Origin of the sequence: Asticcacaulis tiandongensis (assembly GCF_006475605.1) — a bacterium.
In the GTDB taxonomy this organism is placed as follows: Bacteria; Pseudomonadota; Alphaproteobacteria; order Caulobacterales; family Caulobacteraceae; genus Asticcacaulis; species Asticcacaulis tiandongensis.
On the sequence record NZ_SSBC01000019.1, the window covers coordinates 299,716 to 326,017 of the forward strand.

Sequence of the window (26,302 nt, forward strand, 5' to 3'; positions counted from 1 at the left end):
CCGATTAATCCCCGGGGTGCTGTCCGGGGTTTTGGATCACCCAGCGTTCATAGGCGTCGAGGGCCTTTTGCGGATGGGTGTTGTACCAGGAATAGCCGTTGCGACGGCCCTTCGAGATCTCATTGACATCGTCGTGGATGTTCTTGCTCCAGTCGCCAAAGATCGGCAGGCCGGTCTTAAGGTCGTAATTGCGCGACCACAGGGGGCCTGCGCCCGGCTGAGAGATCAGCTTGCGGCCTTCCTCGTCACTGACCTTGGTGAAGGCAACGTCATAAATGGCCTTGGATTTCAGCCATGCCACACCGGCATGAACCGCCGCCCTGATCTCAGGTGACGGATCAGGAAAGCGCATCAGGTATAAAAGCACATCGGTGCTTTCGGCGCTGGCCAGTGAGCGCATCTCATAGTTACGCGCTGAAATCGGTTGCAGGGTCAGGGCGTCAACCTGTTGCGGCCAGACGGTCTTTTTGCCGTCAACGATCACCTGAGACTTCAGGATAACCGTAACCGCACGTTCGCTGGCCTGACGGGCTTTTTGACGTACGTCATCGGCAATGAAGGCAAAATCGGGATGGCCTTCGGCAACGTCGCTGAGGATCATGGCCGCTTCGGCGACGACATTGTCATTGAAGGTTACGCCGTCATGAAAGCCGCCCTCAAGCGGATAGTTTTGCGGCCAGCCCCCATTGGGATATTGCGCCAGCAGGAGATAATCGACACCTTTGGCGATGCTTTGGCGATATTTGTCACCCTGAGGGCCCGGCAAATGCGCCTGAACACGCCCAAGGAAGCGCATTTCGGTTGTGGTTGCGCCGTTGTCCATGGAGCCGACAAAGGTCCAGTAGCGGTCGCGCGGCTCATCAAAGCTGCCCTTGCCGACCTCCATGGTCTCGGCATTATTGGCATAGCGCTGACCGGGCAGACGCGCCGGGCCGGTACGATCCTGGTTTTTGCTCCAGCCACCGGTTGGGGTCTGAAAGCTCACGATGGTGTCGGCAATGGCGCGGGCCTCAGGCGTGGCATACCATGCGCTTTCCCGATTGAGCGGCATTTTCGGGCTGCCGGCCACGGGCGGCGGTGGCGCGGCCTGACCGGCGGGCAATTCAGCGGCCAGCGTGGCGCGATCAAATTGCTCCTGTTGTTGTGAGCGACGCAGGTAAACTTCCCATGCCGCGCGCTCAGAGGCGGGCAGAAGGTTTAAGCGTTCAAAGCTGACTTCGGGGGCAGGCTCGTTGACACCAATGACCGCTGACATGGCAGAAGACGCCATCATAAGCGCGGTCAGGGACGCAAGTCCCGCCTTATATAATACCAGCATTTCCGTCCCGTTATTTATATTCTTGTTTCAAAATGGATACTTTAAGTGTGACGGGCTGTAAACGAAAATGCTCATTTCCGACGTAATTTTTAAAATAGTTTTCACAAGTAAAATGCAGAAAATGCGGTTATTCTCAGTGAAATTTTTGCCGCGATTTTGAGATGAGAATGATTATTTTTGCTGACTTATGCGGGATTGGAATCATTTTTACGACCTTTGGCGTTGCATCGGTTCCGGCTTGAAACTAGACATATGGCAACAATAAATGCCCGTAATTTTGCTCTGCCGACGTCACGTCGTGCCTTTCATGGCAAAATATCGTATCAATTATGGGGACGTTGTTTATGACAGCCCTGTCATAAAACCGTTCTGCTACAGGAAAAATCACAGGAAGGTTTTTATGCGCGCGCGCTTTATATCCCGACGTCACCTTATGTTTAGCGCCACAGCGGCGGGCATTGCTTTTTCCGCTGGTTTGCCGTCAGCACGCGCGGCAACCTCTATTGATCGCAAAGCCCTTGTGCAGCGTCATAATCCGTCATTGCGTGCGGTCGATCCCTCAAGCCCGCTTATGCTTGGTAATGGCAATATCGGGTTTACGACGGATATTACCGGCCTTCAGACCTTTACCGATCCCTATAGCGCCATGTCGCCGCTTTTGACCGAAGCGCAATGGGCCTGGCACAGCTTCCCTAATCCGCAGGGTTTTGGTGTTCGCGATACGCAGGTGCCGATTGAGGTCAATGGTGTGATGCGGCGCTATGGCTATATAAAGAGCTGGGATGAAGCCGCTACCAATCCGGCCATTGCCTATATCCGGGAAAATCCGCACCGCTTTTCGTTGGGGCGTGTATCGCTTGATCTGAGGGATCGGGCCGGAAAGCCCGTGCGGTTTGAAGATATCAAAGATACCGCCCAGACGCTTGATCTGTGGAGCGGCACCCTGACCAGCCGGTTTGTCTATGACGGTGAGGCGGTAACGGTTGTGACGCGGGTTCTGCCTGATCAGGATACGATCATGGCTGAAGTCGTATCGGCTCTGGTCGCTCAAGGTCGGTTGGGGGTTGTTGTCCGTTTTCCGGGCGTAGCGAAATCGGTTAATCCCGATCCGGCAGACTGGAGTAATCCTGACGCGCACAGCACGGCCGAAGTATCGCGCCGTTCGGGCGAGGTGCGCCTGAAGCGTCAGATAGATGATACGGTTTATTATGCGGCGATTGGAGCCGGTCAGGCCACGATTGAAAATACGGCGCCGCACACCTACCATGTGGGCCATAAGGGCCAGAAGCGTCTAACGGTAATGACGCAATTCTCATCTGAAGCCGGTGCGGCCTTGCCTTCAGCAGCGGTGGCGCGGGCCAGTGTTGCAAAGCACTGGGCTGATTACTGGTTAAACGGTGGCATGGTTGATTTTTCTGGCTCAACCGACCCGCGTGCTATTGAGCTGGAACGAAGGGTCATCCTGTCGCAATATCTGATGGCCATCAATGCTTCGGGCGTATTCCCGCCTCAGGAAGAGGGCCTGTTTTCCAATAGCTGGAATGGCAAGTCGCACCTTGAGATGCACCCCTGGCACGCGGCGCATTTTGCCCTGTGGGGGCGGCCGCAACTGCTGGAGCGCAGTCTCGGCTGGTATGTTGGTTTCCTGCCCAAGGCGAAGGCGCGTGCCGAAGAACAGGGCCTTAAGGGGGCCTGGTGGCCGAAGATGATCGGGCCGGACGGCGTCGATAGCCCCAGCAAGGTGTCACCCTTCATCATGTGGCAACAGCCGCACCCGATCTATATGTCGGAACTGTTGTACCGTGCGGCTGACACGGTGTCTGAGCGGGCGCGCCTGATCAATATCTACGGGGAACTGGTGGCCGAAAGTGCCGCCTTACTGGCGTCCTTTATGCAGAAGGATGCGGCGTCGGGCCAGCTACGCCTCGGGCCACCTGTCATTCCGGTCCAGGAAAACTTCGATCCGTTTGCAACCTATAACCCGCTGTTTGAAGCTTCATATTATCGCTGGGGCATTGAGACGGCGCAAAGCTGGCGTGAGCGTCAGGGCCATGGTCGGCGGGCGGATTGGGATGCCTTGCTGGCCAAGTGGCCGAAGCCCGCGCAGAAGGACGGGCTTTATCTGCCGACCGAATCCCAGACCGATTTCTGGGATAAGGCGGCAGGTGACGTATGCCGCACCCATGCGGCCGAAGGCTGTCAGAACCGTGACCACCCGTCTTTCCTGATGGCGCTTGGCTGGTTGCCGGGACGCGATATCGACAAGGCCGTCATGCGCAATACGCTTGATCGCATGAAGCGTGACTGGGATCTGCGTCAGACATGGGGCTGGGATTATCCGATGATTGCCATGACGGCGGCGCGTCTGGAGGCGGGGGATGAGGCGATTGACTGGCTGTTCTTCCCGGCGAAAAACAACCAGTTCGGTCTGAGCGGCATGACGCCGCGTGTACACCTTGATGCCCATGCGGCGGCTTTTGTGCCGGCAGCGACCGGTGCAGGGCCCGGCGCGTCTTCGGATGCAGGGCCGGATGGGCCGGGTTATCAGCGGGCGGCAGAGACCTACTTCCCGTCTAACGGTGGCCTGTTGCTTGCGGTTGGTTTGATGGCGGGGGGCTGGGACGGCAGTTCGGGTCACGCGCCGGGCTTCCCGAAGTCGGGCTGGAAAGTGCGTGCCGAAGGCATCAAGCCACTGTTTTAAAGCAGGGTGCCAGCACAGAAAAAAGCCGCCTGATCCGATGATCAGGCGGCTTTTTTCTTTGGGATTATACAGAGCCTATCTTACAAGACTTACGCCCATAAGACCGATGACCACATCATTGGCCACAGAGTGCACTGAAAGCGATTTCAGAGTTCTGGAGGGGTCAAGATCAAGATAAAGCAGGTTGGCAGAACCCCCTTCCAGCTTTTCACGATCGGCATAGCCCTTGGTTTGCGGGACAAATATCTTACCGGTTTGCATGTCGAAGCGTACGGGAACTTCACCACACAGGCGGAACTGATAGTCGTCGATGAAGAAGTCACGCTCAACCGGCCACCAGTTATCGGGGTTGCGCAGCTCAAGCTTTGAGGTCGTGCCGTCCGTATAGGTGACGATGACTTCGCCATTAATCAGGCGGCTTTGCATTTGGTTGGTCGAGCCTGCCATCATCAGGTAGGCGCGACTGGCCTTACCGGTTAATGGCACTTCAGCGGCGCTCGGGTAATTGTCCCACTGTGAGGTGAACATGACGTTCGGCTGATCGCCCGCAGGGGTGCGGAATTTCAGACCGTTGAGAGTAGTGACTTCGCCACCGGCGGCGCGCAGAGCGTCATCCTTGACGTGGAACATATCGTTCACATTACCGGCCCAGCCACCAATACCTTGCGCGGGCAGGGCCATGGATACGAAGGGCGAGCGTGGTGAGCGGTACTTGCCCATCTCGTAAAGTGTCGTCACCTTATCATTAAAGGCGGCGCTGATGTCGACGGTCTCAGCCGATATGATGTTGCCTGCGCGTGCCCAGTCGGGCGTTCTCATCGGGCAGGCCTGAGGCGGGTTCGTCGTGTGATTCAGGGTGAACCACGAAAAATCCCCTTGTCGGTTTTCGCTGAATTGCGGTTGGGTCGCCGGTTTGGTCTGGCTGCGGGCCTCGGTGATGGTTTGGCCGGCCCACGTGACTTCGATATTGGCCGAAGCGGGCAGTGGGCTTTCGATCCGCAGCTTGGGGGTGCCGACGGACTGAAGGGCTGTCCATTTAACGGAGCGGCCATTAACGCGCACAGCGCTGACCTTGTCGGTGCGGGCGGGAATGTCCAGCACGAGCTGATCGAACGCCTTGCCGGTTTGACTGATGCGCCAGTGGTCGGTCTGGCCTTTGCTTTCATAGCTCAGGCTCAGATTGGGATGGGTCAGGCGAGCGTGATCCCACTCAGACGGAAAGCCCGGTGAAATCGTCAGGGTGCGGTTGAGCGCGTCGGGTTGAATGCCGAACAGGCCCTCGACAATGGTGCGCGACATGACGCCGATACCGTCGGCAAAGTCGCGCTGGGACTCACGGCGATAGACATCCAGATAGTTCAGGCTGCCGACGTTACCCGGCGCGATGCCCATGAAGAAGCTGCCCAATATGCTGCCGCGTGTAATGTCATAGGCGGTATCGGGGCGTCCGGCCTGCCACAGAGCCAGAGCCGTGTGCAGGTTTTCACCCATGACCATATTATTGGTTGACCAGTGATAGGGCATCCAGTCCGTTGTCGGCAACATATGATAGGGGCGGTCGTCCGGTACGCCTTCGCCGGTGATCGGCACCTTGCGGAAGCTGTTGTCTATATCGGCGGCCATGCGGGCGGCTTCGAACGCATCAGGCACGCCGGAATCGACCGTATGGTAGAAGCTCCACAGGCCATAGCTCGGGTGCAGAAGCTGATTGCCCATAAGGTCGCGGAATTCACCAAAGGCCCCGCGCTCAGGCATCCACAGGTTGGCACGCATACCCTTGGCGATCAGGTCGGCTTCCTGTTCGTAAGGGGTCGGGTCCTTGCCGATCAGTTTCGCCAGACGCGCGACCATGCGGTTATGATAGAGGTTATAGGCCGAGGTATAGGCTGCGCCCCCGCCGTTATACTGAATTTCGTCGCTGGCCCAGATGGCTGCGTAACCTTCGTACAGGGGCAGTTTTTCGGCGCCGTATTCGCGGCGGAACAGGCGTTTTTCCCACGCCATGTGGCGCTCAATGACTGGCCAGACTTCGCGCACATAGTCGAGATCGCCGGTCCACAATATGTGACGGAACATGGCATCAAAGAAGCCGACATTCATATCATAGTGGGCATTGGTCAGGTCGCCGTTGGAATGCAGGGCATCCGGATTGCGCGCCAGATGGGTGGCTTCGGCGGGCGGCGGCAGGGTGTCGGGTATGGGTTGCGTATTCTGCTTCACCGTCCAGAGATTAAAGTTGCGCCGTGCCCGATCATGCCAGCCAAGCGCATCAAGCGCGTAAGGCCCGCGCCAGCCGACCAGCCGTGTACGCCAGGCAATGGCCCCGTGCGTAATGCCTGCGCCCTGACTGTTTTCATCCCACACGCCATCGGCGGCGACATTCAGCGCGCCTACGGCGGCATTGAGATAGACGTCGGGCGTTTCTACCCGTACCCGTTGGCGCAGTGCGGTGAAATGTTTGCGAGTGGCGTCAAAGCGTGCGGACATGGCGGCGGGGGCGGGTGTTGACGGCCCCGCATTATTGGCGTCAGATTCGGTTAGGGCCGTACCGGAGGCGCGAACATCGCTATAGTCGCCCAATTCGCGCAAGGCGCCCCTGCGGGTGACTTCGATGCCAATATAGACGGGGCTGGAGCTGAGCTTCAGGGTGCCTGTGACGACCTTAATGGGAGCATCGCCTGATGAGGCCAGAAGGTCTGCGGCATTGTCCCAAAAACGGGCATCGGCCAACTGCCATTTCACATCGTTTGATGCCTGACCGGTCAGGCCTGCCGCCTTGCCGTCGGCGACGAAACCGGTCTGCGTCAGAGTATAGGTGGTGTCCGTTGCAAATTCGGGTTTGAACTGAAAATATTCGCTGATCGGTACTTTTTCAGTGCCGATATCGCCGTCACGCGCCCCGCGCACGCCGTTACCGCCGCCGTAAGCGACAATAAGTTCCGCTCCCGCAGGCAGGCCATGCCCTGTGGCGCGCAGCATGAGGCCTTCGGTGTCGTGCAACGCCAGAACCTCAAGTTCGATGCGTCCGCCTGCCCCGATCAAAGGGTCCTGAACCGTATAAAGCATTTCGCCCGGACGATAACGGGCGGTGATGTTGTCGGCATGGTTCAGCCACTTCACGCCCTTAGCGGTCTTTAGGCCCAATCTCAGATTGCCGCCACGTCCGGGCAGATAGAGGGAAAATTCAGGCTTATCACCGGCATCGACGCGAAAGCCTGTATTACCGCCATAAAGCGCCCGATTGAAATATTCGGCACCATTACGAATGACAAAATCCTCACCGTCCGCCTGATAGCGCAGAGGGGTAGAGAGCTGTCCTTCGAGATTGGGATAAAGGCCGCGTGTCGCCGAAGGCTTTGTTGTGCTCTGGTTATTGGCGGGTACGGTTTGGGCCGAAACTGACAAAGATATCGGTGTCAGCAAAAGGGCCCAGATTATAGCGGTGGCGCATCTATGGCGGGACATGGTTGGCATTTTCCTCTGTCTTATATTTATTTAATGCCAATAAATTATAGAGACGATATGTGCGGGGCAAGTCCTAATCCGCTCACCTGTAACAATCTCTTTTACTAAGGAAAAAAATACCCCTCCTTTTTCAAGAAGGGGTGAATCGTGCATTTTCCCACGGAGAGTAAAGAAATGCAGATGAAAATTCAGTCAAGGTGCAGGGAATATATTAAAGGCTATTGAAATGCGCAACCCTTATATAGGGACTAAGTTCCATTTATTGGTACGGATTCTGCATCACATCTGTGCCTAAACAGGTTTGTGAGGGGAGGGTGACGCCGCCCCCTCACAGACTGTGTTTAGAATTCGGCGCGAAGGCCCAGGCTGATGCGACGGCCCGACAGCTCATACATGGTCGGGAAAGCCGGATCCATGGTGTAGCCGGTTGTGGCTTCGTCGGTGATGTTGATGCCTTTCAGGCTGACCTGAATCTTCGGTGTGAAGCGATAGGACAGCGATACATCTAGCTGGCCATAGCCGTCACGCCAGATCGGATACATTTCATACCCGATGTTTTCGACATATTTGTCCTTATAATTATAGGAGACTCGGGCATCAAAGCGCGCGTCTTCGTAATAAAGGGTGACGTTATAGGTATTGTCAGCCAGCCCGATCGGTGGCGTCGGGATGCCTAGATCGGATTCACCGGTCAGCGAGCTGTCGAGTTTGGTATAGTTGGCATTGATACCGAAGCCCCTGAGGCGTTCGCTGAGAAGGCTGAAGGGCACCACTGCTACCAGCTCGATCCCGCTGACTTCATAGGCACCATCGGCATTGACCGGCTGGTAGACGTCAAAGTCATAGACGCCGTCAATGGTGCCGTTGGCATTATATTTTGTCGCGTCAGGCACCGTACCGGTCAGGGCGTTACGCACCACGCCTTCGATTTCTTTCCAGAAATAGGAAGCGGCCAGCAAACCGCCTTCGAGCAGGTATTTTTCGATACCGAGTTCCCACTGGGTGGCAAGGGTCGGTTTCAGGTTCGGGTTGCCATCCGTAAAGCGGAACGAGCTCCAGCTTGCGGTGCGCTTATAGGCGAGGTCTGTCAGGGCCGGACGCATCAGGGTTTCGGAAGCGGCGCCACGTAAGATCAGATCCGGCATCAGTTCTGCCGTAAAGTTCAGGCTCGGCAGAAGCTTGTCATACTGGCCCTCCATCGACACCGGCGCGTCGGTATAGCCGGTTGTGCCGTCGACGTTCTGAATCTGGTGGAAACCCGATGAGGTGACGGTCGTATCGATATAGCGCGCACCGGCATTCACGTTTACCGGTATATGGGCAAGAGTGAAGCCTAAATCAGCCATGGCATAGAGGCTTAAGACCTCTTCGGAGACTTCGTAATACTGGCCGTCATCAAAGGGGGTGCGGAAACCGGCATAGCGGAAGGTGCGGCGGGCATAGTCATTGGATACCTGCTGCCAGTCGAGATTGCGGGCGCTGTAGGCACCGCCCGGTACCAGATCGCTGAGTGAGGTCAGTTCGCTATCGGCCAGGGTGCGCGTATTAACCCATGACGCGTTACCTGCGCCGGGGCCCTGAATATTCAGGGTGCCATACTGACGTTCCTTGGTCTTGTCAGTGAAGCGAGCACCTAACTGTACCGATTGCAGGGCCGGAAAGGCGCTGAAGCTGAAATAGCGTGTATAGTCGGCCTGAGCGGCGAATTTGTCATCCGTGACCTTTTCAAGCGTGGTTTCATAGGCTTCGAACAGGTAGCTTGCCGGTGCATTATACATGTCGATTGAGGCGGGATTATCGCTCTTGATGGTCTCTCCGCCACGGCTTGTCCAGCGGGTGCGTGACGGGGCATAGGCCACATGCTTCAGGTTAGCGTAATCCACGGTTTTTTCAGCGCCTGAGAAACCGGCCAATGCCCTTAGCTTCCAGTCCTCGCCGCGCCAGTTCAGCTCGGTGCCAAACTGAGCATAGTCGGTTTTATTGATACGTTCCTTGCTCAGAAATTCATGTTGGGTCGCCGTATAGGAAACGTCGCGCAGGATGACCATGCCGTAATCGGCGAGGGTCACATCGTCATATTCATGAATGGTTTCAAAGGTGCTGCGGCTTGAGGCGGAATAGGCGGCGGCGTCATATTCGTCTTCTGTGGCGTCATAGCCGCCGACCATGGCGTCAAAGGCCAGATTAAAACGCGAAGACGGGCGATATTGCAGGGAAAGCGTGGCGCCCCATTTGTCCTGATCGTTCAGATAGGCGCGGTCGCCGACCTTGTCCTGAAAGATGATGCGGCCTGTCTGTTCACGATCCCTGAGGTTGGTGACCGTCACACCGGCGTCGCGTTCAAGAACCTCTGCGGCCTGTGTGCCGCGAACGCCGGAAGCCTCAAGGAAGCGGAAGGACGGGCGGAAATTGATGCCGGAATTGGAATCTGTGCGGTTGGTGCGCTGGGTTTTCGAGAAAGAGACAAGCGCGCCCCAGTCACCCCAGGTGTTGCTGGCCAGAAACGAAAAGCGCGGATCAATCTCTTCGGAAATGGAATTGTGCGCACCTTCGACCGTGGCCACCAGCTTACGGCCGGAATAGTCGAACGGACGGGCGGTCGTGATGTCTACGGAACCGGCGATGCCGCCTTCTTCATCGGCGGCGGTGGGTGATTTCTGTACCGTCACCTGCTGAATGATTTCTGAAGCAAACATGTCAAATTCAACGTCGCGCCCGCCGCTGCCGGAGGCTGTGGCCAGATCATTGATCGACACATGGGTAAATTCGCTCGGCAGGCCGCGCACCATGACGCGGTTGCCTAAGCCCTTGCTGCGTTCAATGGTTACGCCCGGAATACGCTGAAGCGCCTCGGCAAGGTTTTGTTCGGGAAAATCCACCACATCGGTGGCGACGATGGAGTCAGAAAAGCCAATGGTTTTGCGCTTGATATCAACAGCCTTCTCAAGGCTGCGACGATAGCTGCCGGTGACGACGATGGTCTGAACCTCATCAGCGGCATCAGCCTCCGTGGCCGTCTGCGCATTGGCAAACACAGGTAAGGCGGTCGCCACGACGACCAGCGCGGTTGTGCAAAGAATATGCTTTTTCATTTTCTGTCCCCAAACTGAAAGCGGCCCCTGAAGGCGTGATGCGGCCTTCCTTATTGGCTTTAGATGTCAGTTTGATATCAGTGGGGTTTCAGAACGCCGGTTTATGTCTATCCGCGTTTCAGGCGCGTTTTAGGGATGTGGGTAATGCGACACGCCAGATCGGCTTCGCCTGAGGCGACAATATAGTGATCGCCGCCATCCACCAGCCCTGTAGTGAAGACAACATCCCGCAGATATATCTGATGCTCAATCGGGGCGGTCAGGGCGGGATTGGGTTCCAGTACAGGCAGGGATTGTGTGTGCAAAATCCGGCTGGGGTCATCGCGATCAAGAATGGAGAAATAGGTCCGGTAAATGCCGACGATTTCCTTAGGCTCGACGCCATGCCAGAGACTGAGCCAGCCCTCGTCGGTCAGTATGGGGGGCGTTCCTCCACCGATGCGCGCGGTGGCTACGGTGCCAGAGGCCGGACGTATGCCGGGCTTGTGGTAGGGTTTCCAGTACAGGCTGTCTTTTGACGTGGCCAGATTGATCGATGGGCCGGCACGCCACTCACTGCCCGGCGGATAGGCAAAATAGAGGTCACCTAACGGGCGGGTCTGGGCCCAGTATTCTCCGTTGATCAGGCCTTCGAAGATCACCATGTCCTTATTCTGATGGTCAAGAATGATATCGGCGAAGGTCCAGTCGAGACCATTTTCCGATGTGTAGAGTGTCGTGGAATGGCGTTCGGGCGAAACAGAGCAGGTCGTCATTAGCCAGCGGTCGCCGACTTTTGAGACGCGGGCATCTTCGATGCCATAGGCCTGAAGACTGTTTTGCGGGGCTATGGCCTTATCGTAATGGAGGGCGACCCGTTCGCGGCCGTCGGGGGTCAGTTCGACGGGCAATATCCATGACAGGGAGGTCAGGGCCATGATTTTCCACCCGCCGCCATGCAGCAAAAATTTGCGCGGGTCAGCGGTATTGGCGAGATCGAGCGGCCAGGCATCGAGCCCATACCCATGGGCTTCATCCCAGCGGATGGCGTGGACATGGCCACCGAAAATGGGGGTTTTAAGCGCTTCGGCAATCCGCACATAAAGCATGAGGTTGCCATTGGGCAGACGCGTCATGCCGGGATTGAACGCCCCCAGCACATAGGTTTCGGCCGACAGTTTTCCGGCCAGAGGGGATCGTGACAGATCAATATCGTCCGGCGTCAGGATGAGGTGATCAAAGTCATAGGTGCTATGGCTGTGGGGTGTGGTGTCGGTCATGACACTTATCCTGTCGCTACTGTTTTGCGGTAATCCGAGCCTAACGTACGGGGTGTAAATTTACATGGCGAGAAGCGTCTGGTTTCATCAGGGGGCAGTGTGCGGTGTCAATGAGCATGCGAGGAGCGCAGAGGCATAACAGATTGTGCGTTTATTTGCTGCCCTGCGATGGGGGCTGAAAACTTAGATAATCTGGCGCAGCCTGTGGATAAGCAAAGGAGTTTATCCCGATGGCCAGACAACCACAGCCCCCACCCCCAGCCAATAAAATGCCTGAGCATAAGGATTCATCGACCTTATTGCATCCGCTTCACGGCCAGGTGAGTCTTGATGAGTACCAGTTCCCTGAAGACCGGACTCCGCCTCAGAACCGGCCGCCAGGTGCGGGCATAGACATTGCCTCTGACGCCATGCCGGATGAGGGCATGCTCGAGGTTTATGACGACGATGATGATGTTCGCGATCGCAGACCCGGCACGCCTGAACCTCACCCCAAAGGACGTAAATGATGACTGAGAAGCTCAAGGAAACTTCGCTACTGGGTAAACGCATACTGGTAACCGGCGGCACGACCGGCATTGGACGCGCGACTGTCGCCTTGCTGGCAAAGACGCATGGTGCGCGTGTGCTGACCTTTGGGCGGCATGAAGCGGAATTGAAAGATTCGCTTGATAATGCCTCGGGCGGGGCGTGCGGTGTGCTGGGACTGACGGCGGATGTCGCCACACCCGAAGGGCTTGAGGCGGTGTTTGAGGCGGTCGATCAGCAACTGGGCGGGCTTGATATTCTGATTAATAATGCCGGATTGAGCGCTGATGCCATCAAGGATATGTCGCCCGAAGAATGGCGTTATGTCGTGGAGACAAACTTTACCGCCTATCTCGCCTGTGCCCAGAAAGCGGTGCAGCGCATGTCAAAACAGGGCGGCGGTCATGTGGTGTTTATTGGCTCGATCAGTGCCGAATTCAAGTCGCCGGAATCGAGTGTCTATTCGGCGACCAAGGCGGGCATAGAAGCCTTTGCCGAGACGCTGCGCAAGGAAGTGATGGAAGACAACATCAAGGTCACGACCATTGTGCCGGGTTCGGTCGGTGCTGACATGCAGGAGATGAGTCCTGAGGAACAGAGGGAAAAAATAGCTGCAAAGGAAATGCTTTATGCCGAAGAGCTGGCGGATACAATTGCCTATGTCCTGACGCGTTCGGCGCGCACAAACATTGTGACCCTGAGGGCAGAACCCCTCATTCAGCACAGAGGATGAAGCCATGACAGACAAAGACAAGCGTTCCGTGACTGAGCCTTCGGGTAAGGAGAGCGGCCACAATGCCAAGGAAACGCAGAAACTCAAGCCTGAGTGGAAGAAGCGACCTGAACAATATCCCGAAGCCGGTGAACAGCTTGGCGACCATGATACGGGTAAGTCCGATCCGCCGCGCCCCGGTTCGTGAGCCTTGGAAAAATGGCGTAAAGACCTGTGTTGATGTCTTTCTGAGAAGGTGGCAACGCGAAGATATTTAATCCTGTTATCGCAGCTTATAGACTTTGTGTCCGTACTATTTTTCTTCCCTCCACATTAGAAAACGGAATAAGACATGTCCAAGATCACGACACTGGAAGAAGCTTTTATTCACGAGCTTTCGGATGTTTACAGCGCAGAAAAACAACTGACGAAGGCCTTACCTAAACTGGCGCGCGCGGCAACAAATGCCAAGCTGTCCGAGGCCTTTACCATGCACCTTGAGGAAACGCAGGGGCAGATTGAGCGCCTTGATCAGTTGGTTGAAGCGCACGGCCTTAAGCTTAAGCGCATCAAATGTCTGGCCATGGAAGGTCTGGTGGCCGAAGGTGCAGATATTATCGACGAAATCGAAAAAGGCCCCGTCCGTGATGTCATGCTCATTGTCGGGGCGCAAAAGGCAGAACACTATGAAATTGCGACCTATGGCAGCCTGATTACGCTGGCGGATCAGCTTGGGTACAAGGAAGCGGTCAAGCTTCTAAAAGAAACCTTGGCCGAAGAAAAGCAAACAGACGAAAAGTTGAATGGTCTGGCGATTTCTGACGTAAATCGCGAAGCCATAAGGGCTAATGCCTAGGTTTTAAACTGTCTGAATTCTTATAACAATGAGAAAGTGACCCGCATATAATTTATCCCAAGCCCTATAGGGTTAAATTCTACTGTTCTCTAAGGCTTTATTTGTCTTTGAACAGGCGTTCGCTTTCTTAAGTCACATCGCCCATAATCTCAAATCTTAAAGGAGTATGGCTATGCCTACTGTACATAACGATCCCTCTTTGCATCATGACCGTCACCACAATACGGTGCCTGTCAGAACGACAAATCGTAACTGGGTATGGCCGGTTGTCGGTCTGGTCGCCCTTATTCTTATTGCGTGGTTCGTGATTGGCTCAACACGCACGAATGAACCTCTGGTTACCAATGAGGTGCCTGCGGCAACTGAGCCAATGCAGACCACGCCGCCACCGGCAGCGCCTTAAAGCGTCAGTTTTGTCTGTCTCCTAAGGGTCTTGTGACACTAGTCACAAGACCCTTTATTTTGTGCGCCGCATGCCTACCACTTGTTTTTTTATTTCGTCATTGCTCAGGTGCGAAGCCTGTAGGTCAAAGCGGAGTGTGCCGGTGTCATTTGCCAGTCTTAAATGGACAGGAACCCTTATCAGGATTGTTGTGCTGGGTCTGTTTTGCATCGGATTAAGCAGTGCGCCGCTTCAGGCGCAGGAGGCCTCGGAGGCGCGCTATCTGGCTCTTATTCAGACGGCGGTGAATGATCTGAGAGCGGTAGAGGCCGCCCATACGCCTGACTTGTCCGAAGAGGAACGTACGCAACTCAGGCAAAGGCTGAATACGGCCCGCAGTTCGGCGCAGGATGCGGTCGCGGCCATGCAGAAGGAACTGGACCTGCTGGTTGAGCGTGAGGCGCAACTGGGGACGCCGACCGAGGGTGAAGCCGAGGCACCGGACATTTTGGCTCAGAGACGGGCGCTGGCGCGTGATCGCGCGCTTCTGGACAGTGCCATCAAGCGGGGACGGCTGGTGGTGGTTGAGGCGGAGCAGCTGTCTGACCGCTTACGCGCCAGTCGTGCCGAGCAGATATCCAGCCAGGCGTCTGAACGCGTTACTTCGCTGGTGTCGCCGCAATTCTGGAGGGCCTTTTCGGGGCAAATAAACGGGGATATGCGGCGGATATCACGTCTGGCAGAGGTTGGGGGTGAGGCCTTCAAGGGCAATTGGCGGCAGGGTGCGGGCTGGCTTTCTGGCTGTCTTTTGCTGACCATCGCGCTGGCCTGGCCGGTGCGCAAGGGGCTTAAAAGCGCCGGGCAAAAAGTGTTGATAAGGGTTGCGCCGCCAACACGCATAAGACGGTCACTCTATGCGGTGTGGCGCGTCTGTGTGGAGACCGTTCTGCCGTTAATTTCCATCGGCGTTATTGTGCATGTGATGCGCCTGTCGGGTATGATCCATGTGCGCTGGGAGCCGATTATGCTGGCCCTGATAGCCGGCGTGTTAATCAGCAGCTTCATTATCAGCCTCAGTGGCGCGCTTCTGATGCGCAATCAGGCTTCATGGCGTTTATTGCCTGTGTCGGATGAACTGGCGTCGGCGCTGCGGCGGTGGACATGGGCCCTAGGGGGTCTGATTTTCGTCATGACGCTGTTGCAGGCTGTGCTTACGGCCATGTCGGCCAGTTTGCCGCTGCGGACGCTGATGGACGTGCTTATGGTGGCGGCGCTGATGAGTCTGTTTGCCGCTGTGCTTTTGTCTCTGACGCGGATCAGGGCGGCCAGCGCGCCTACGACGGACAAGCGTTCACCGGGGATAGGGGCGGTGTCTATCGGTGCCTGGCTGATTGTTGTCGCGGGCTTTCTGGCTATTCTTCTGGGCTATGTCGGCTTTAGTCTGATCCTGATGCGGTTGTTGCTCTGGGCGATTATTGTCGTTTCGACGCTCTATCTTTTGTGGGTCGTGGCGGATGATATATTGACCACCGTATTTTGCGCTACCAGCCGTACCGGACAGGGGATGGTGTCCCTGTTTGGGGTTCGGCCAACCCTTATCGATCAGGTGGGGGTAGTTTTGTCCGGCGTCGTGCGGCTGTCGCTGTTATTACTGGCGGTGGCAGCCCTTCTGTTTCCGTTTGGCACGGGGATATCATCTATATTCGATCAGCTGGCGCGGCTGGCCAGAGGCATCACCATCGGGGAGATGACCCTGTCGCCCGGTGCGCTGGCGCGGGCACTGATTGTGCTGACGGCGGGCATTGTAGCGGTGCGTATGTTCCAGTCCTGGCTGGACCAGCGCTACCTGCCGAAGACCGAGCTTGATACCGGTGCACGCAACTCTATCAGCCTGATTACGCGCTATGCCGGTTTCCTGATTGTCGGGCTATGGGCCATGGCGTCACTGGGGATAGGGGTTGAGCGTATCGCCCTGTTATTGTCAGCCTTGTCTGTCGGTATCGGTTTCGGTTTGCAGGCCATAACGCAGAACTTTGTCTCTGGTCTGATCCTTCTGGCAGAGCGGCCGGTGAAGATTGGTGATCTTGTGCGTATCGGTAATGACGAAGGCGATGTGCGGCGCATCAATGTGCGTTCGACGGAGATTGTTCTGGGGGATCATTCAACATTGATTGTGCCTAATTCGGAACTGATCACAAAGTCGGTTCTGAACAAGACGCATTTAAATCCGTTGGGACGGATTCAGATTGAGTTTTCCGTGCCTATCGGTGTCAATGTGGCCGAGGTTCGGGACATTGTATTATCGGTATTTGCCGATGAGGCGCAGGTTCTGGAAACACCGGAACCGGTTGTATTCATTGACCGTATTGCCGATGGTCGGGTTATGTTCAACAGTTTTGGCCATGTGGCGCATCCCCGCAATGCCTATGGTGCGCGCAGTGCTGTGCTACTTGATCTGTTGCAGCGGTTTCATGCCAATAATATTGAAATCGGGACGGTGCCTCAGAAGATGGAACTGTTGCCTGTGGCCCCTGCAAGCGGTGCATCGCCGGAGGCACCGCTTACGCAAACATAGGGCATCAGGGGGCTGTCAGGCCTGAGTGCGCCCCATCCGGTGCATGTAGAGGGCGTTTCTCAGTTCACCGATTTTTTCTATCCACATATCGCTGCTGAGGGAGGTGTCGTCTATCGCCTCGATCAGGCCTTTGATATGGGCGTGGTCTGCCCTTTGGGTGCCTGTAAACGGGCTGTGTTCGACCCTCTGATCATGGCGGGCGAATTCCGTTTTCAGCTGTTCAAACAAGGCTTTGCGCAAGGTGTTGTTGGTGGTGTCGATGATCTGGTCTGTCAGGTCGCTGAGGCGCTGATGATCAGAGTCGGACGGGTCAAAATCAGGCATGGGAGTCTCCCTTGGGGCATCGGTTAAAAACGGTCATTTTGCGCCGTTTAGCTGTAAAAAGTCCTCTTTCGGTACGGGGCAGATGATAAGTATCGGGCAAGGAGGGTATGGGCGCATTTTTGGGGGGCGGCGTGGGCCTGAAGGCGCGGGAATGCATTTCCTGATTTATCCGCCTCAGGGTTCACGCATCATCCTTATGGCGTCAGGTTTAGGGTGGATAAGGCTCTGCGTGTTGTCGCCCAGAGTCACCCAGAGTCGCCCTTTGTCGCCCTTTTCAGCACTGGAGACATGTTATGAACTATGAACCTGATCCCACCCGCAGGCCTGACCAAAAACCGCGTGAAAATGATACGGAAACCATGACGCCGGTACCGGAAAGAGATGCGGTTGACGATCTCATTTCCATAGATGAAGCGGCAGAAAATCTGCCTGAAGCGGAAGATTTTTCTGACGTGCCTTTTGACGATGTGGATGACAAAGAACAAGGCCGTTCAGATGTTGATTCTATCAACGAAGATGAAGAAAATCAGGACGCGCCCGTTTAGGACGCGTCACGGCTTAATTGTCGTTTTTTTGCTCTAACGCTTTACGCGTCGCCTTAAGCGTTTCGGCTTCGGACAGGGGGCGATCCGGAGCCGATTCCGGCCTCAGCATGTCCTCGTCTGTGCCTTCTTCGGGGAAGGTTTCGACATTGTCCTTTTTCAGGGCCTTCTCACCGGTGCGCGCCACGTTTTTGGGGCGGTTGTCATTTTGTCTCGTCATTGGAGGCTCTCCCGACTTTGTGTAATGATCGCAGGATCGGAAAGGCCTGATAAGGTTGCAATGGGGTTTGAAGGCGCAGGTAATATGTGGATGACAATATAGGAAACGCATAAAACCGGTGATTTGAAAAACTTATCAATATTTTTCGCAATGAAAGAGACTGCGCTGTGTCTTTTTACCTGAGGGTACCTAGGGTCTGGGCTTCATTTCATTGGCATGTGTGCATCCGGGCACTGTCAAATTTGAGGAGGCATAAGCATGAGCGTACAAAAATGGTTAGCGGGCGGAAGTTTAGGCGCCCTTTTACTGGTCGCGGCCTGTGACAATAATCGTGATCAGATGGTGGCCACCGAGGCGACCGCCATGTCCGATACGGCCCTGATGAGCAGCCCGACAGCTGACGTGGCCTCACCTGAACGCGTCGCGGAATTTGCCAGCAAGGCGACCATTGGCGGGATGTTTGAGGTTGAGACCAGCCGTCTGGCGGTTGAGCGCACCAAGGATGCCACGCTGAAAACCTTTGCCCAGCGCATGATCGATGATCATACCGCCGCGCATGGCGAACTGGTGGCGGCTATTCAGGCTGAAGGCGGGAATGTGCCGCCTGAGACACTGGATGAAGATCACCGCAAGAAGCTGGAGGATCTGAAGGCCGCGTCTGCCGGTGATTTTGACAACCAGTATGTCAGTACGCAGAAAGACGCGCACGACAAGACCATTGATCTGTTCGAAGACTATATCAATGATGGTCCGGCCGGCGCATTGAAGGACTTTGCCACCAAGACCTTGCCGACGCTTAAGGCGCATAAGGCAGAAATTGACCGGATTTCGGATGCCCGTTAACGGCAGGTAATGAAACAAAAGAGGCGGTATGTCACAGGACATTCTGCCTCTTTTTTTGCGCTGAATCGGTATCTGGTGCATGGATACCGCAGAGGTCATACAACCCGACAATTCGTGGACAGTATTATGTGAATAATTCTGAATTTATCGCTTTCTCATAACATCCTGTATGGATTTTTTATTGCGGTACAGGTCGCTATGCCCCAAGCTTATAGTGTCCCGCAAAAGGCGATGGGCGAAGATAAGCATAAAATAACAGATATCCGGGGCCGCAATGAAAATTATGATTGTCGAAGATAACGAGGCTTTGGCTCAGACGACGGGCTGGGTGGTCGAAAGCTTCGGGCATGACTATTGTCTGCAATATGATGGTAAATCCGCCCTTGAGCAGGCCAGAGACTGGCGGCCGCAGGTGGTGATCATGGATATCGGATTGCCGGGCATGGATGGCTATGAGCTGTGCCAGCATCTGCGTGCAGAACCGGCCCTTGCCGAAACGGTTTTTATAGCCCAGAGCGGTCGGTCAGATGCCGAGCATCGCGATCGTGTGGAGGCATCGGGGTTCCATCACAGTATCCTGAAACCAGCCAATATCGAAAGTCTGCAAACCCTGCTTTCGGATATTGAGGCGTCTTTGTGACGGCCGTCGCGGCCACTCAGACCTCACTGACTGTGTTTCCTTTTTTCCAGCCGGATATTGTTAATCCATGAACCGTTCCACTGCCGCTCTGAAACCCGGTCGTCTTGATCGCAAGGATATATCGGTGCTTCTGGCGCTGATCTTTGTCGGTATATTCTTCGTTATTTCCGGCTTTGTGTCCTATCTCAATATTCGTACGGTCTATAATAACAGCCTTCAGGTCATGCGTACCCATGACGTGCTGGTGAACCTGACGGATTTTCTCGGGACAATGAAAGATGCCGAAACCGGTCAGAGGGGCTATCTCCTGACCGGAGACGCGAAATATCTTTCGCCTTACAATGAGGCGCGCACGCGCGCGGAAAACCAGTTGCGTGAACTGGAAGAACTGACGGCGGACAATCCGGCGCACCGGGTGCGCTTCGGGCCTTTGAAACTGAGGGTATCGCAGAAGCTTCAGGAAATAGATCAGACGATTGCGCTCAGGCGCTCCGAAGGGCTGGCGGCGGCCCTGGCACTGGTGGCGACCGATCGCGGTCAGGCGGATATGGACAGTATTCGCGCCCAGATCGCGGCCATGCAATCGACCGAGCAGCAAAAGCGCTCCCAACTTACGGCTGAGATGGAGCAGGCCTTAAGCGTGGCCATTATCAGTGTGCTGGTTGCGGCCCTTTTGGGGATGGTTCTGACTCTGATTATCGCGACGATCATTCGTACGTCGACTGTGCGCCGACAGGCGGATGACTGGGTGCAGACGGGGCTGGTCGGACTTAATGCGGTTATGCAGGATGAGCAGCGCCTTGAGCAGATCGGTCATAGCATACTAAGTTATCTGTCGGCCTATACCGGGGCACAGGCGGGCGCCATTTTTGTGCGTGATGGCGGCGGTTATAAGCAGATTGCGCATATGGGGTTGCCGGTTGAAAACACCTTGCCCGAAAGGTTTTTGCCGGGGCAGACCCTGCTTGGGCAGGCCGCCCTTGAGGGCAAGGTACGGCTTATTGAAAGGGCCCCTGAGGAATATCTGGCTGAGGACTATCTGACGGTGGCGACGGCCCTTGGGCAGTGGCGACCGAGCCATCTGATACTTGCGGCGGCAAAGGCCGAGAACAAGGTCGAGGCGGTTTTTGAACTGGGTTACCTGACCAAGACCCATCCGGTGGTGCCGCGCCTGATTGAGCAGGCGGCGGAAGGGATTGCCATGGCAATCCGTGCGGCCAATTATCGGGCGGCCTTACAGGAGCTTCTGGAGGAGACCCAGCGACAGTCCGAGGAGTTGCAGAGCCAGTCCGAGGAATTGCGCGTTAATAACGAGGAACTGGAGGAACAGAGCCGCGCCCTGAAGGAGGCGTTTCAACGTCTTGAGCAACAGCAGGCAGAGCTTGAGCAGACCAATAATCAGTTGTCGGATCAGACGCGGCTTCTGGAGTTGCAGCGCGATGATCTGGCGCGGTCACAGGCGGAAACCAATCTCAAGGCGCAGGAACTGGAGCAGGCGAGCCGCTATAAGTCCGATTTCCTGGCCAATATGTCGCATGAATTGCGCACACCGCTCAATTCATCGCTGATCCTTGCCAAGCTTCTGGCGGATAATTCTGAAGGTAATCTGACGGAGGAGCAGATCAAGTTTGCCCAGACCATTCAGTCTTCTGGCAATGATCTTTTGTTGCTGATCAATGATATTCTCGATCTGTCGAAGATCGAAGCCGGACAGATGGAGATCGAGGTCGAATCCATTTCGCTGAAGCGTCTGGTGGACGATATGACGCGGCTGTTCTCACCGGTGGCCAACGAAAAGGGGCTGGGGTTCTCTATCGAGCGTGAAGAGGGGGTGCCGGACTATATCACCAGCGACCGGCTGCGGCTTGAGCAGGTTCTGAAGAATCTCTTGTCGAATGCGTTCAAGTTTACCTCGCGCGGCGAGGTGCGAGTTAAGGTCAGTACCTCGGCGGACGGGCGGCTGGCTTTTGCGGTGTCGGACACAGGTATCGGCATTTCCGAGGCGCAGAAAAAGACCGTGTTTGACGCCTTCCGTCAGGCGGACAGTACGATCAACCGCAAATATGGCGGGACGGGGCTGGGGCTGTCGATTTCACGGGAACTGACGCGCCTGCTAGGCGGGGCGCTGACGCTTGAGAGTGTGCAGGGTGAGGGGTCGACCTTTACCTTGAGTGTACCGGTCACCTATGAGCCGGAGCGGGTTAAAACCCGTGAGGCAGCCTTCCAGCCTGTGGCAGAAGCGGTGGCACCCAAGGCCGTTGCGAGCGCAACCGAAACCTATGCCGAGACGCCTGCGGAGGCGGAGGATGATCGCTATGCCTTGAGGCCGGACAGCCGGTCAATACTGGTGGTCGAGGATGATACCTCCTTCTCGGATATTCTGCGCGATCTGGCGCATGAGATGGGGTTCATGTGTCTGATTGCCCATACGGCCGAAGGGGCCTTTGAGGTGGCGCGCCAGTATATGCCGCAGGCGGTCATACTTGATGTCGGTTTGCCGGATCATTCGGGTCTGTCGGTGCTTGACCGGCTCAAGCGCGATCCGCGGACGCGCCACATTCCGGTGCATGTGGTGTCAGCCAATGACTACACCCATGAGGCGCTGTCGCTCGGGGCGGTTGGCTATATGCTCAAGCCGGTCAAGCGCGATGAGCTGATCGAAGCCTTCAATCAGCTTGAGAACCATCTGAGTGAACGGATGCGGCGTATCCTTATTGTCGAGGACGATGATGTGCAGCGCGAAAGCCTTGGGCATTTATTGCAGGCACCGGATGTCGAAACCGTGGGCGTCGGCACGGCGGCGGAATGTCTTGAGAAGCTGCGCGAAGGCGTGTTCGACTGTATGGTGCTTGATCTGAGTCTGCCCGATCAGTCCGGTTATTCCTTGCTTGAGACGCTCAGTCAGGAAGACGCCTATGCCTTCCCGCCGGTGATTGTCTATACCGGTCGCGACATATCTTCGGAAGACGAGCAGAAGCTGCGGCGTTATTCGCGCTCGATCATCATCAAGGGGGCGAAGTCGCCGGAGCGGTTGCTGGATGAGGTGACTCTGTTCCTGCACAAGGTGGTGTCTGAATTGTCGCCTGAGCAGCAGAAGATGATCAATAAGGCCCGTCACCGTGATGCCATGCTTGAGGGCCGGCGCATTCTGGTGGTCGAGGACGATGTGCGTAATGTCTATGCCCTGACCAATATTTTCGAGCCTTTGGGCGCGGTGATCAGTATTGCGCGCAACGGGCGCGAGGCGCTGGAGCGGCTTGAGGCGGCGCAGGGGAGTCCTGAGACGGCGGTCGATCTGGTGCTGATGGATGTCATGATGCCGGAGATGGACGGACTTACGGCGACGCGGGAAATCCGCAAGCGTCAGCAATGGCGCAAGCTGCCGGTGATCATGCTAACGGCCAAGGCCATGAAGGACGATCAGGAGCGCTGTCTGGCGGCAGGGGCCAACGACTATCTGGCCAAGCCGCTGGATGTCGATAAGCTGGTGTCGCTTGTTCGGGTCTGGATGCCACGCTGATGCCTCAGTTGCTGCCCCCTGTTACGCTTCCGAATCTGACTCAAAATCAGAAGCCGCCCCAGATCGAGGATATCGAGCTGCGGCTGTTTCTTGAGGCGGTTTTTCTGAAGTATCACTATGATTTCAGGGGCTATGCGCTGGCGTCGATCAAGCGCCGGCTGCTTCAGGCGTGTCAGAAATACGAATGTGCCACCTTTTCCGATCTTCAGGGGCTGATTTTGCGCGATCCGGCCCTGATGGCCGAGCTTCTGGCCTATCTGACGGTGCAGGTGTCGGAGCTGTTTCGTGACCCCAGCTATTTCCGCGCCATTCGTGAAAAGGTCGTACCGCATCTGAAGACCTATCCGTCGCTGAAGGTCTGGGTGGCGGGCTGTTCGACCGGCGAAGAGCTTTATTCCATGGCCATATTGTTCCGTGAAGAGGGGCTTGAGGAACGGACGATGTTCTATGCGACGGACATCAACCCTGAGGCGCTCAAGCAGGCGCAGGCCGGTGTCTACAGCATCGACCGCATTCAGACCTTTACGGAAAACCATCGTCAGTCAGGCGGCAAGTCCTCGTTGTCGGACTATTATACGGCGGCCTATGGCTGGGCGACCTTTGACAAGTCGCTCAGGGCGCGGACGGTCTTTTCCGATCATAGTCTGGCGACCGATGCCGTGTTTGCCGAAACGCAGTTTGTCTCGTGCCGTAATGTGCTGATCTATTTTAACCGGCCCCTGCAAACCCGTGCCATCGGCCTGTTTCATGAGTCTTTGTCGCGTAACGGTTTTCTGGGGCTGGGGTCGCGCGAGACCTTGCGGTTTACCTCATATGCCGATGAGTTTACCGAGTTTTCCTATGGTGACCGGCTTTATCAGAAACGGGGGGAGGGATGACGGGACCCTTTGCCCCCACAGCGGTTGTGATCGGTGCTTCGGCAGGCGGGCTTAAGGCCCTGTCGGAGATTTTGCCGCATCTTCCGGCGGATTATCCCTTGCCCATCATGGTCGTTGTCCATATTCCGCCGGACAAGCCCAGCCTGATCGCGTCGCTGTTTGACGACAAGTGTGCGATGGTCGTGTCCGAGGCCGAGGACAAGGAGATGATTGAGGGCGGGCATATCTATTTTGCGGCCCCTGACTATCATCTGCTGGTCGAAAAGGAGGGCTGTCTGTCCTTGTCGGCGGACGAGGAAGTGCTTTATTCGCGGCCCTCGATTGATCTTTTGTTCGAGAGTGCCGCCGATGCCTATGAGGCCGGACTGATCGGGATAATCTTAAGTGGGGCAAATGAGGATGGCGCCGCGGGCCTCAGGCGTATAGTGTTTGAGGGCGGGCGGGCGCTGGTGCAGACACCGGAGACCGCCATGGCGCAAGCTATGCCTGAAGCGGCGCTTAAGGCCTGTCCTTCGGCACTGAGCCTGTCGCCGTCTGAATTGCTTGCTGAACTGAAGGAAGCCGGAGACTCATGCCTGAACGCCTGAAAACGCCCGTGCATATTCTGCTGGTGGACGATCTGGAGGAAAACCTCCTGTCGCTCGAAGCCTTGCTGCGCCGTGACGGGCTGGTGCTGCTCAAGGCGCGCTCAGGGGTCGAGGCGCTGGAGATATTGCTGCAGCAAGAAGTGGCTCTGGCGCTTCTGGACGTGCAGATGCCGGAAATGGACGGCTTTGAACTGGCCGAAACCATGCGCGGCTATGAGCGTACGCGTCAGGTGCCGATTATCTTTCTGACCGCCGGGTCTTCGGATCGTACGCGTCGCTTCAGGGGCTATGAGGCAGGGGCGGTGGATTTCCTCGAAAAGCCGATCGAGCCGGATATTCTGCGCTCGAAAATTGACGTGTTTTATGAATTGCATCGTCAGAAGCTCTATGTCTCGGCGCAGCGTGATGCCCTGAGAAGTGCGTTTGAGGAGAATTTGCGCCTGCTTGAGGAAAGCCGTGCCTATGCCGCAGCCCTGAAAGAGGCGGATCAGCGCAAGGATGAGTTTCTGGCGACGCTGGCGCATGAGCTGCGTAATCCGCTGGCGCCTATTCGCAATGGATTACATATCCTCAAAATGTCGCCCAAGCCGGAAATGGCCGAGACGGTCAGGGATATGATGGATCGCCAGATGACGCATATGGTGCGTCTGATTGATGATCTCATGGATGCGTCGCGTGTCAGTCAGGGCAAGATCGACCTGAAGCGCGACTATATAAGCCTCCAGTCGGTGCTGGAGGCCGCTATTGAAGTCAGCGGGCCGCTCATTCAGGCGTCGCAGCATCAGTTTGACAGCGATATACCCGAGACGCCTCTGGTGGTGGAGGGTGACCTGACGCGTCTGGCGCAGGTGGTCGGTAATCTTTTGAACAATGCCGCCAAATATACCCCTAACGGTGGGCAGATTCGCCTGAGCCTGACGCGTGACGGCGAAGAGGCCGTTATCTGTGTCACCGATACGGGGCTGGGGATCGACGCGGACATGCTGCCCAAGGTGTTTGAGTTGTTTGCTCAGGTGGATCGCAATATGAACTGGTCGCAGGGCGGGCTGGGGATCGGTCTGGCGCTGGCGCAGAAGCTTGTGCATATGCATGGCGGGCAGATTCATGCCGAAAGTGCCGGACGGGATCAGGGATCAAGCTTCTTTATCCGTTTGCCGCTGAGTGGTGTGACTCCTGAGGTCAGCGAGGCGGTGTCTGTGACGCGTACTCAGACGCCGCTGGATGTGCTGGTGGTCGATGACAATCGGGAATCGGCGCAGACAACCAGCTGGATGCTGGAGCTGATCGGGCATAATACACGCGTCGCCAATAGCGGGCTTAAGGGGATCGAGATGGCGCTGGCCTCACCGCCGGATGTGATCATGCTTGATATCGGCATGCCTGATCTTGATGGCTATGAGGTCTGTCGCCGGTTGCGCCAGACGCCGGAAATGCGCGACACCCTGATTGTGGCGCAGACCGGTTGGGGACAGGAACGTGACCGCGAAACGGCTTATGAGGTGGGGTTTGACCATCACATCACCAAGCCGGTTAGCATGGAACAGGTCAGCGCGATCCTTGCGGAGGCCTATGGTCGCGATAAATAGGGCGGGCCTGGCCGGTTTGCGGCGCGACACCTGAAAACAAAAGTTTCGTTATCCTTCAAAAGGACGCGTTTTGCTTCGCACTGATTGTTTCAGGTGTGAGGTGAGGCGCTGTGCGTTTTTTATGTGTCAATAATGCCGCTTTTTCTTTCGTTAAAAATACAAAACGAAAGATTCCCATAGACAGGATCGCAAAACTGTACGTAAATCGCAACATAAGTAATGTGTTGACGATACAGGTTTGGGTCTGACGGGTCATTTCACTCTGCTTTCCCCC

General features: G+C 56.1%; 20 protein-coding genes. 14 read left to right on the plus strand and 6 right to left on the minus strand.

The window, feature by feature from the left end:
* Window positions 1-4: 4 nt before the first annotated feature.
* Window positions 5-1,318, minus strand: a complete 1,314-nt coding sequence (gene pelA / locus E5201_RS12005) for a pectate lyase (protein ID WP_140986335.1) — start codon at window positions 1,316-1,318, stop codon at window positions 5-7.
* 400 nt (window positions 1,319-1,718) lie between these two features.
* On the opposite strand from pelA, the gene E5201_RS12010 reads away from it, so the two are divergent.
* Window positions 1,719-4,019, plus strand: a complete 2,301-nt coding sequence (locus tag E5201_RS12010; RefSeq protein ID WP_246050670.1) for a hypothetical protein — start codon at window positions 1,719-1,721, stop codon at window positions 4,017-4,019.
* A gap of 75 nt (window positions 4,020-4,094) precedes the next feature.
* Here E5201_RS12010 and E5201_RS12015 read toward each other — a convergent pair whose 3' ends face one another.
* From E5201_RS12015 to E5201_RS12025, 3 genes are all read right to left on the minus strand, one after another.
* The gene (locus E5201_RS12015; protein WP_140986336.1) at window positions 4,095-7,484 is read right to left on the minus strand and encodes a DUF4450 domain-containing protein; all 3,390 of its coding nucleotides are present in this window, start codon (window positions 7,482-7,484) and stop codon (window positions 4,095-4,097) included.
* 341 nt (window positions 7,485-7,825) lie between these two features.
* Entirely contained in the window at window positions 7,826-10,576 is a 2,751-nt protein-coding gene (locus tag E5201_RS12020; protein WP_140986337.1) for a TonB-dependent receptor, read from the minus strand.
* 107 nt (window positions 10,577-10,683) lie between these two features.
* The gene (locus E5201_RS12025; protein ID WP_140986338.1) at window positions 10,684-11,835 is read right to left on the minus strand and encodes a glycoside hydrolase family 130 protein; all 1,152 of its coding nucleotides are present in this window, start codon (window positions 11,833-11,835) and stop codon (window positions 10,684-10,686) included.
* A gap of 230 nt (window positions 11,836-12,065) precedes the next feature.
* Between E5201_RS12025 and E5201_RS12030 the strand changes: the two genes are divergently transcribed.
* The 6 genes from E5201_RS12030 (at window position 12,066) to E5201_RS12055 (ending at window position 16,888) form a co-directional block, all read left to right on the plus strand.
* On the plus strand, window positions 12,066-12,344 hold the full coding sequence (locus E5201_RS12030; RefSeq protein ID WP_140986339.1) for a hypothetical protein: 279 nt from the start codon (window positions 12,066-12,068) through the stop codon (window positions 12,342-12,344).
* Entirely contained in the window at window positions 12,344-13,096 is a 753-nt protein-coding gene (locus tag E5201_RS12035) for an SDR family oxidoreductase (protein ID WP_140986340.1), read from the plus strand. Before E5201_RS12030 ends, E5201_RS12035 begins: the two co-directional genes overlap by 1 nt.
* Before the next feature lie 4 nt (window positions 13,097-13,100).
* Window positions 13,101-13,283, plus strand: a complete 183-nt coding sequence (locus E5201_RS12040; protein WP_140986341.1) for a hypothetical protein — start codon at window positions 13,101-13,103, stop codon at window positions 13,281-13,283.
* 144 nt (window positions 13,284-13,427) lie between these two features.
* Window positions 13,428-13,931: a YciE/YciF ferroxidase family protein gene (locus tag E5201_RS12045; protein WP_140986342.1), complete on the plus strand. Its 504-nt coding sequence runs from the start codon at window positions 13,428-13,430 to the stop codon at window positions 13,929-13,931.
* 172 nt (window positions 13,932-14,103) lie between these two features.
* Window positions 14,104-14,334 carry a hypothetical protein gene (locus E5201_RS12050; protein WP_140986343.1) on the plus strand — a complete coding sequence of 77 codons (231 nt, stop codon included), beginning with the start codon at window positions 14,104-14,106 and terminating at the stop codon, window positions 14,332-14,334.
* A 190-nt stretch (window positions 14,335-14,524) separates the two neighbouring features.
* Window positions 14,525-16,888, plus strand: a complete 2,364-nt coding sequence (locus tag E5201_RS12055) for a DUF3772 domain-containing protein (protein WP_181404624.1) — start codon at window positions 14,525-14,527, stop codon at window positions 16,886-16,888.
* Window positions 16,889-16,903: 15 nt separating this feature from the next.
* Here E5201_RS12055 and E5201_RS12060 read toward each other — a convergent pair whose 3' ends face one another.
* Window positions 16,904-17,212 (minus strand): hypothetical protein, encoded by a 309-nt coding sequence (locus tag E5201_RS12060; protein WP_140986345.1) that lies wholly within the window; start codon window positions 17,210-17,212, stop codon window positions 16,904-16,906.
* A 293-nt stretch (window positions 17,213-17,505) separates the two neighbouring features.
* Here E5201_RS12060 and E5201_RS12065 point away from each other — a divergent pair, with 293 nt between their 5' ends.
* Complete coding sequence (locus E5201_RS12065; RefSeq protein ID WP_140986346.1) at window positions 17,506-17,757, plus strand: hypothetical protein; 252 nt, start codon at window positions 17,506-17,508, stop codon at window positions 17,755-17,757.
* Between the two features lie 13 nt (window positions 17,758-17,770).
* Here the strand turns inward: E5201_RS12065 and E5201_RS12070 are convergent, their stop codons facing one another.
* On the minus strand, window positions 17,771-17,974 hold the full coding sequence (locus E5201_RS12070) for a hypothetical protein (protein ID WP_140986347.1): 204 nt from the start codon (window positions 17,972-17,974) through the stop codon (window positions 17,771-17,773).
* Between the two features lie 258 nt (window positions 17,975-18,232).
* Here E5201_RS12070 and E5201_RS12075 point away from each other — a divergent pair, with 258 nt between their 5' ends.
* The 6 genes from E5201_RS12075 to E5201_RS12100 all read left to right on the plus strand — a co-directional run bounded on the left by E5201_RS12075 (window position 18,233) and on the right by E5201_RS12100 (window position 26,028).
* Window positions 18,233-18,817, plus strand: coding sequence for a DUF4142 domain-containing protein (locus E5201_RS12075; protein WP_140986348.1), 585 nt, complete (start codon window positions 18,233-18,235; stop codon window positions 18,815-18,817).
* 274 nt (window positions 18,818-19,091) lie between these two features.
* Window positions 19,092-19,457, plus strand: coding sequence for a response regulator (locus tag E5201_RS12080; RefSeq protein WP_140986349.1), 366 nt, complete (start codon window positions 19,092-19,094; stop codon window positions 19,455-19,457).
* Between the two features lie 67 nt (window positions 19,458-19,524).
* Window positions 19,525-22,977: a response regulator gene (locus tag E5201_RS12085; RefSeq protein ID WP_140986350.1), complete on the plus strand. Its 3,453-nt coding sequence runs from the start codon at window positions 19,525-19,527 to the stop codon at window positions 22,975-22,977.
* On the plus strand, window positions 22,977-23,855 hold the full coding sequence (locus E5201_RS12090; protein WP_140986351.1) for a CheR family methyltransferase: 879 nt from the start codon (window positions 22,977-22,979) through the stop codon (window positions 23,853-23,855). The genes E5201_RS12085 and E5201_RS12090 overlap by 1 nt, the downstream gene beginning before the upstream one ends.
* Window positions 23,852-24,442 carry a chemotaxis protein CheB gene (locus E5201_RS12095; protein WP_140986352.1) on the plus strand — a complete coding sequence of 197 codons (591 nt, stop codon included), beginning with the start codon at window positions 23,852-23,854 and terminating at the stop codon, window positions 24,440-24,442. Before E5201_RS12090 ends, E5201_RS12095 begins: the two co-directional genes overlap by 4 nt.
* Window positions 24,427-26,028 (plus strand): response regulator, encoded by a 1,602-nt coding sequence (locus tag E5201_RS12100; RefSeq protein ID WP_140986353.1) that lies wholly within the window; start codon window positions 24,427-24,429, stop codon window positions 26,026-26,028. Before E5201_RS12095 ends, E5201_RS12100 begins: the two co-directional genes overlap by 16 nt.
* The last annotated feature ends 274 nt before the right edge of the window (window positions 26,029-26,302 follow it).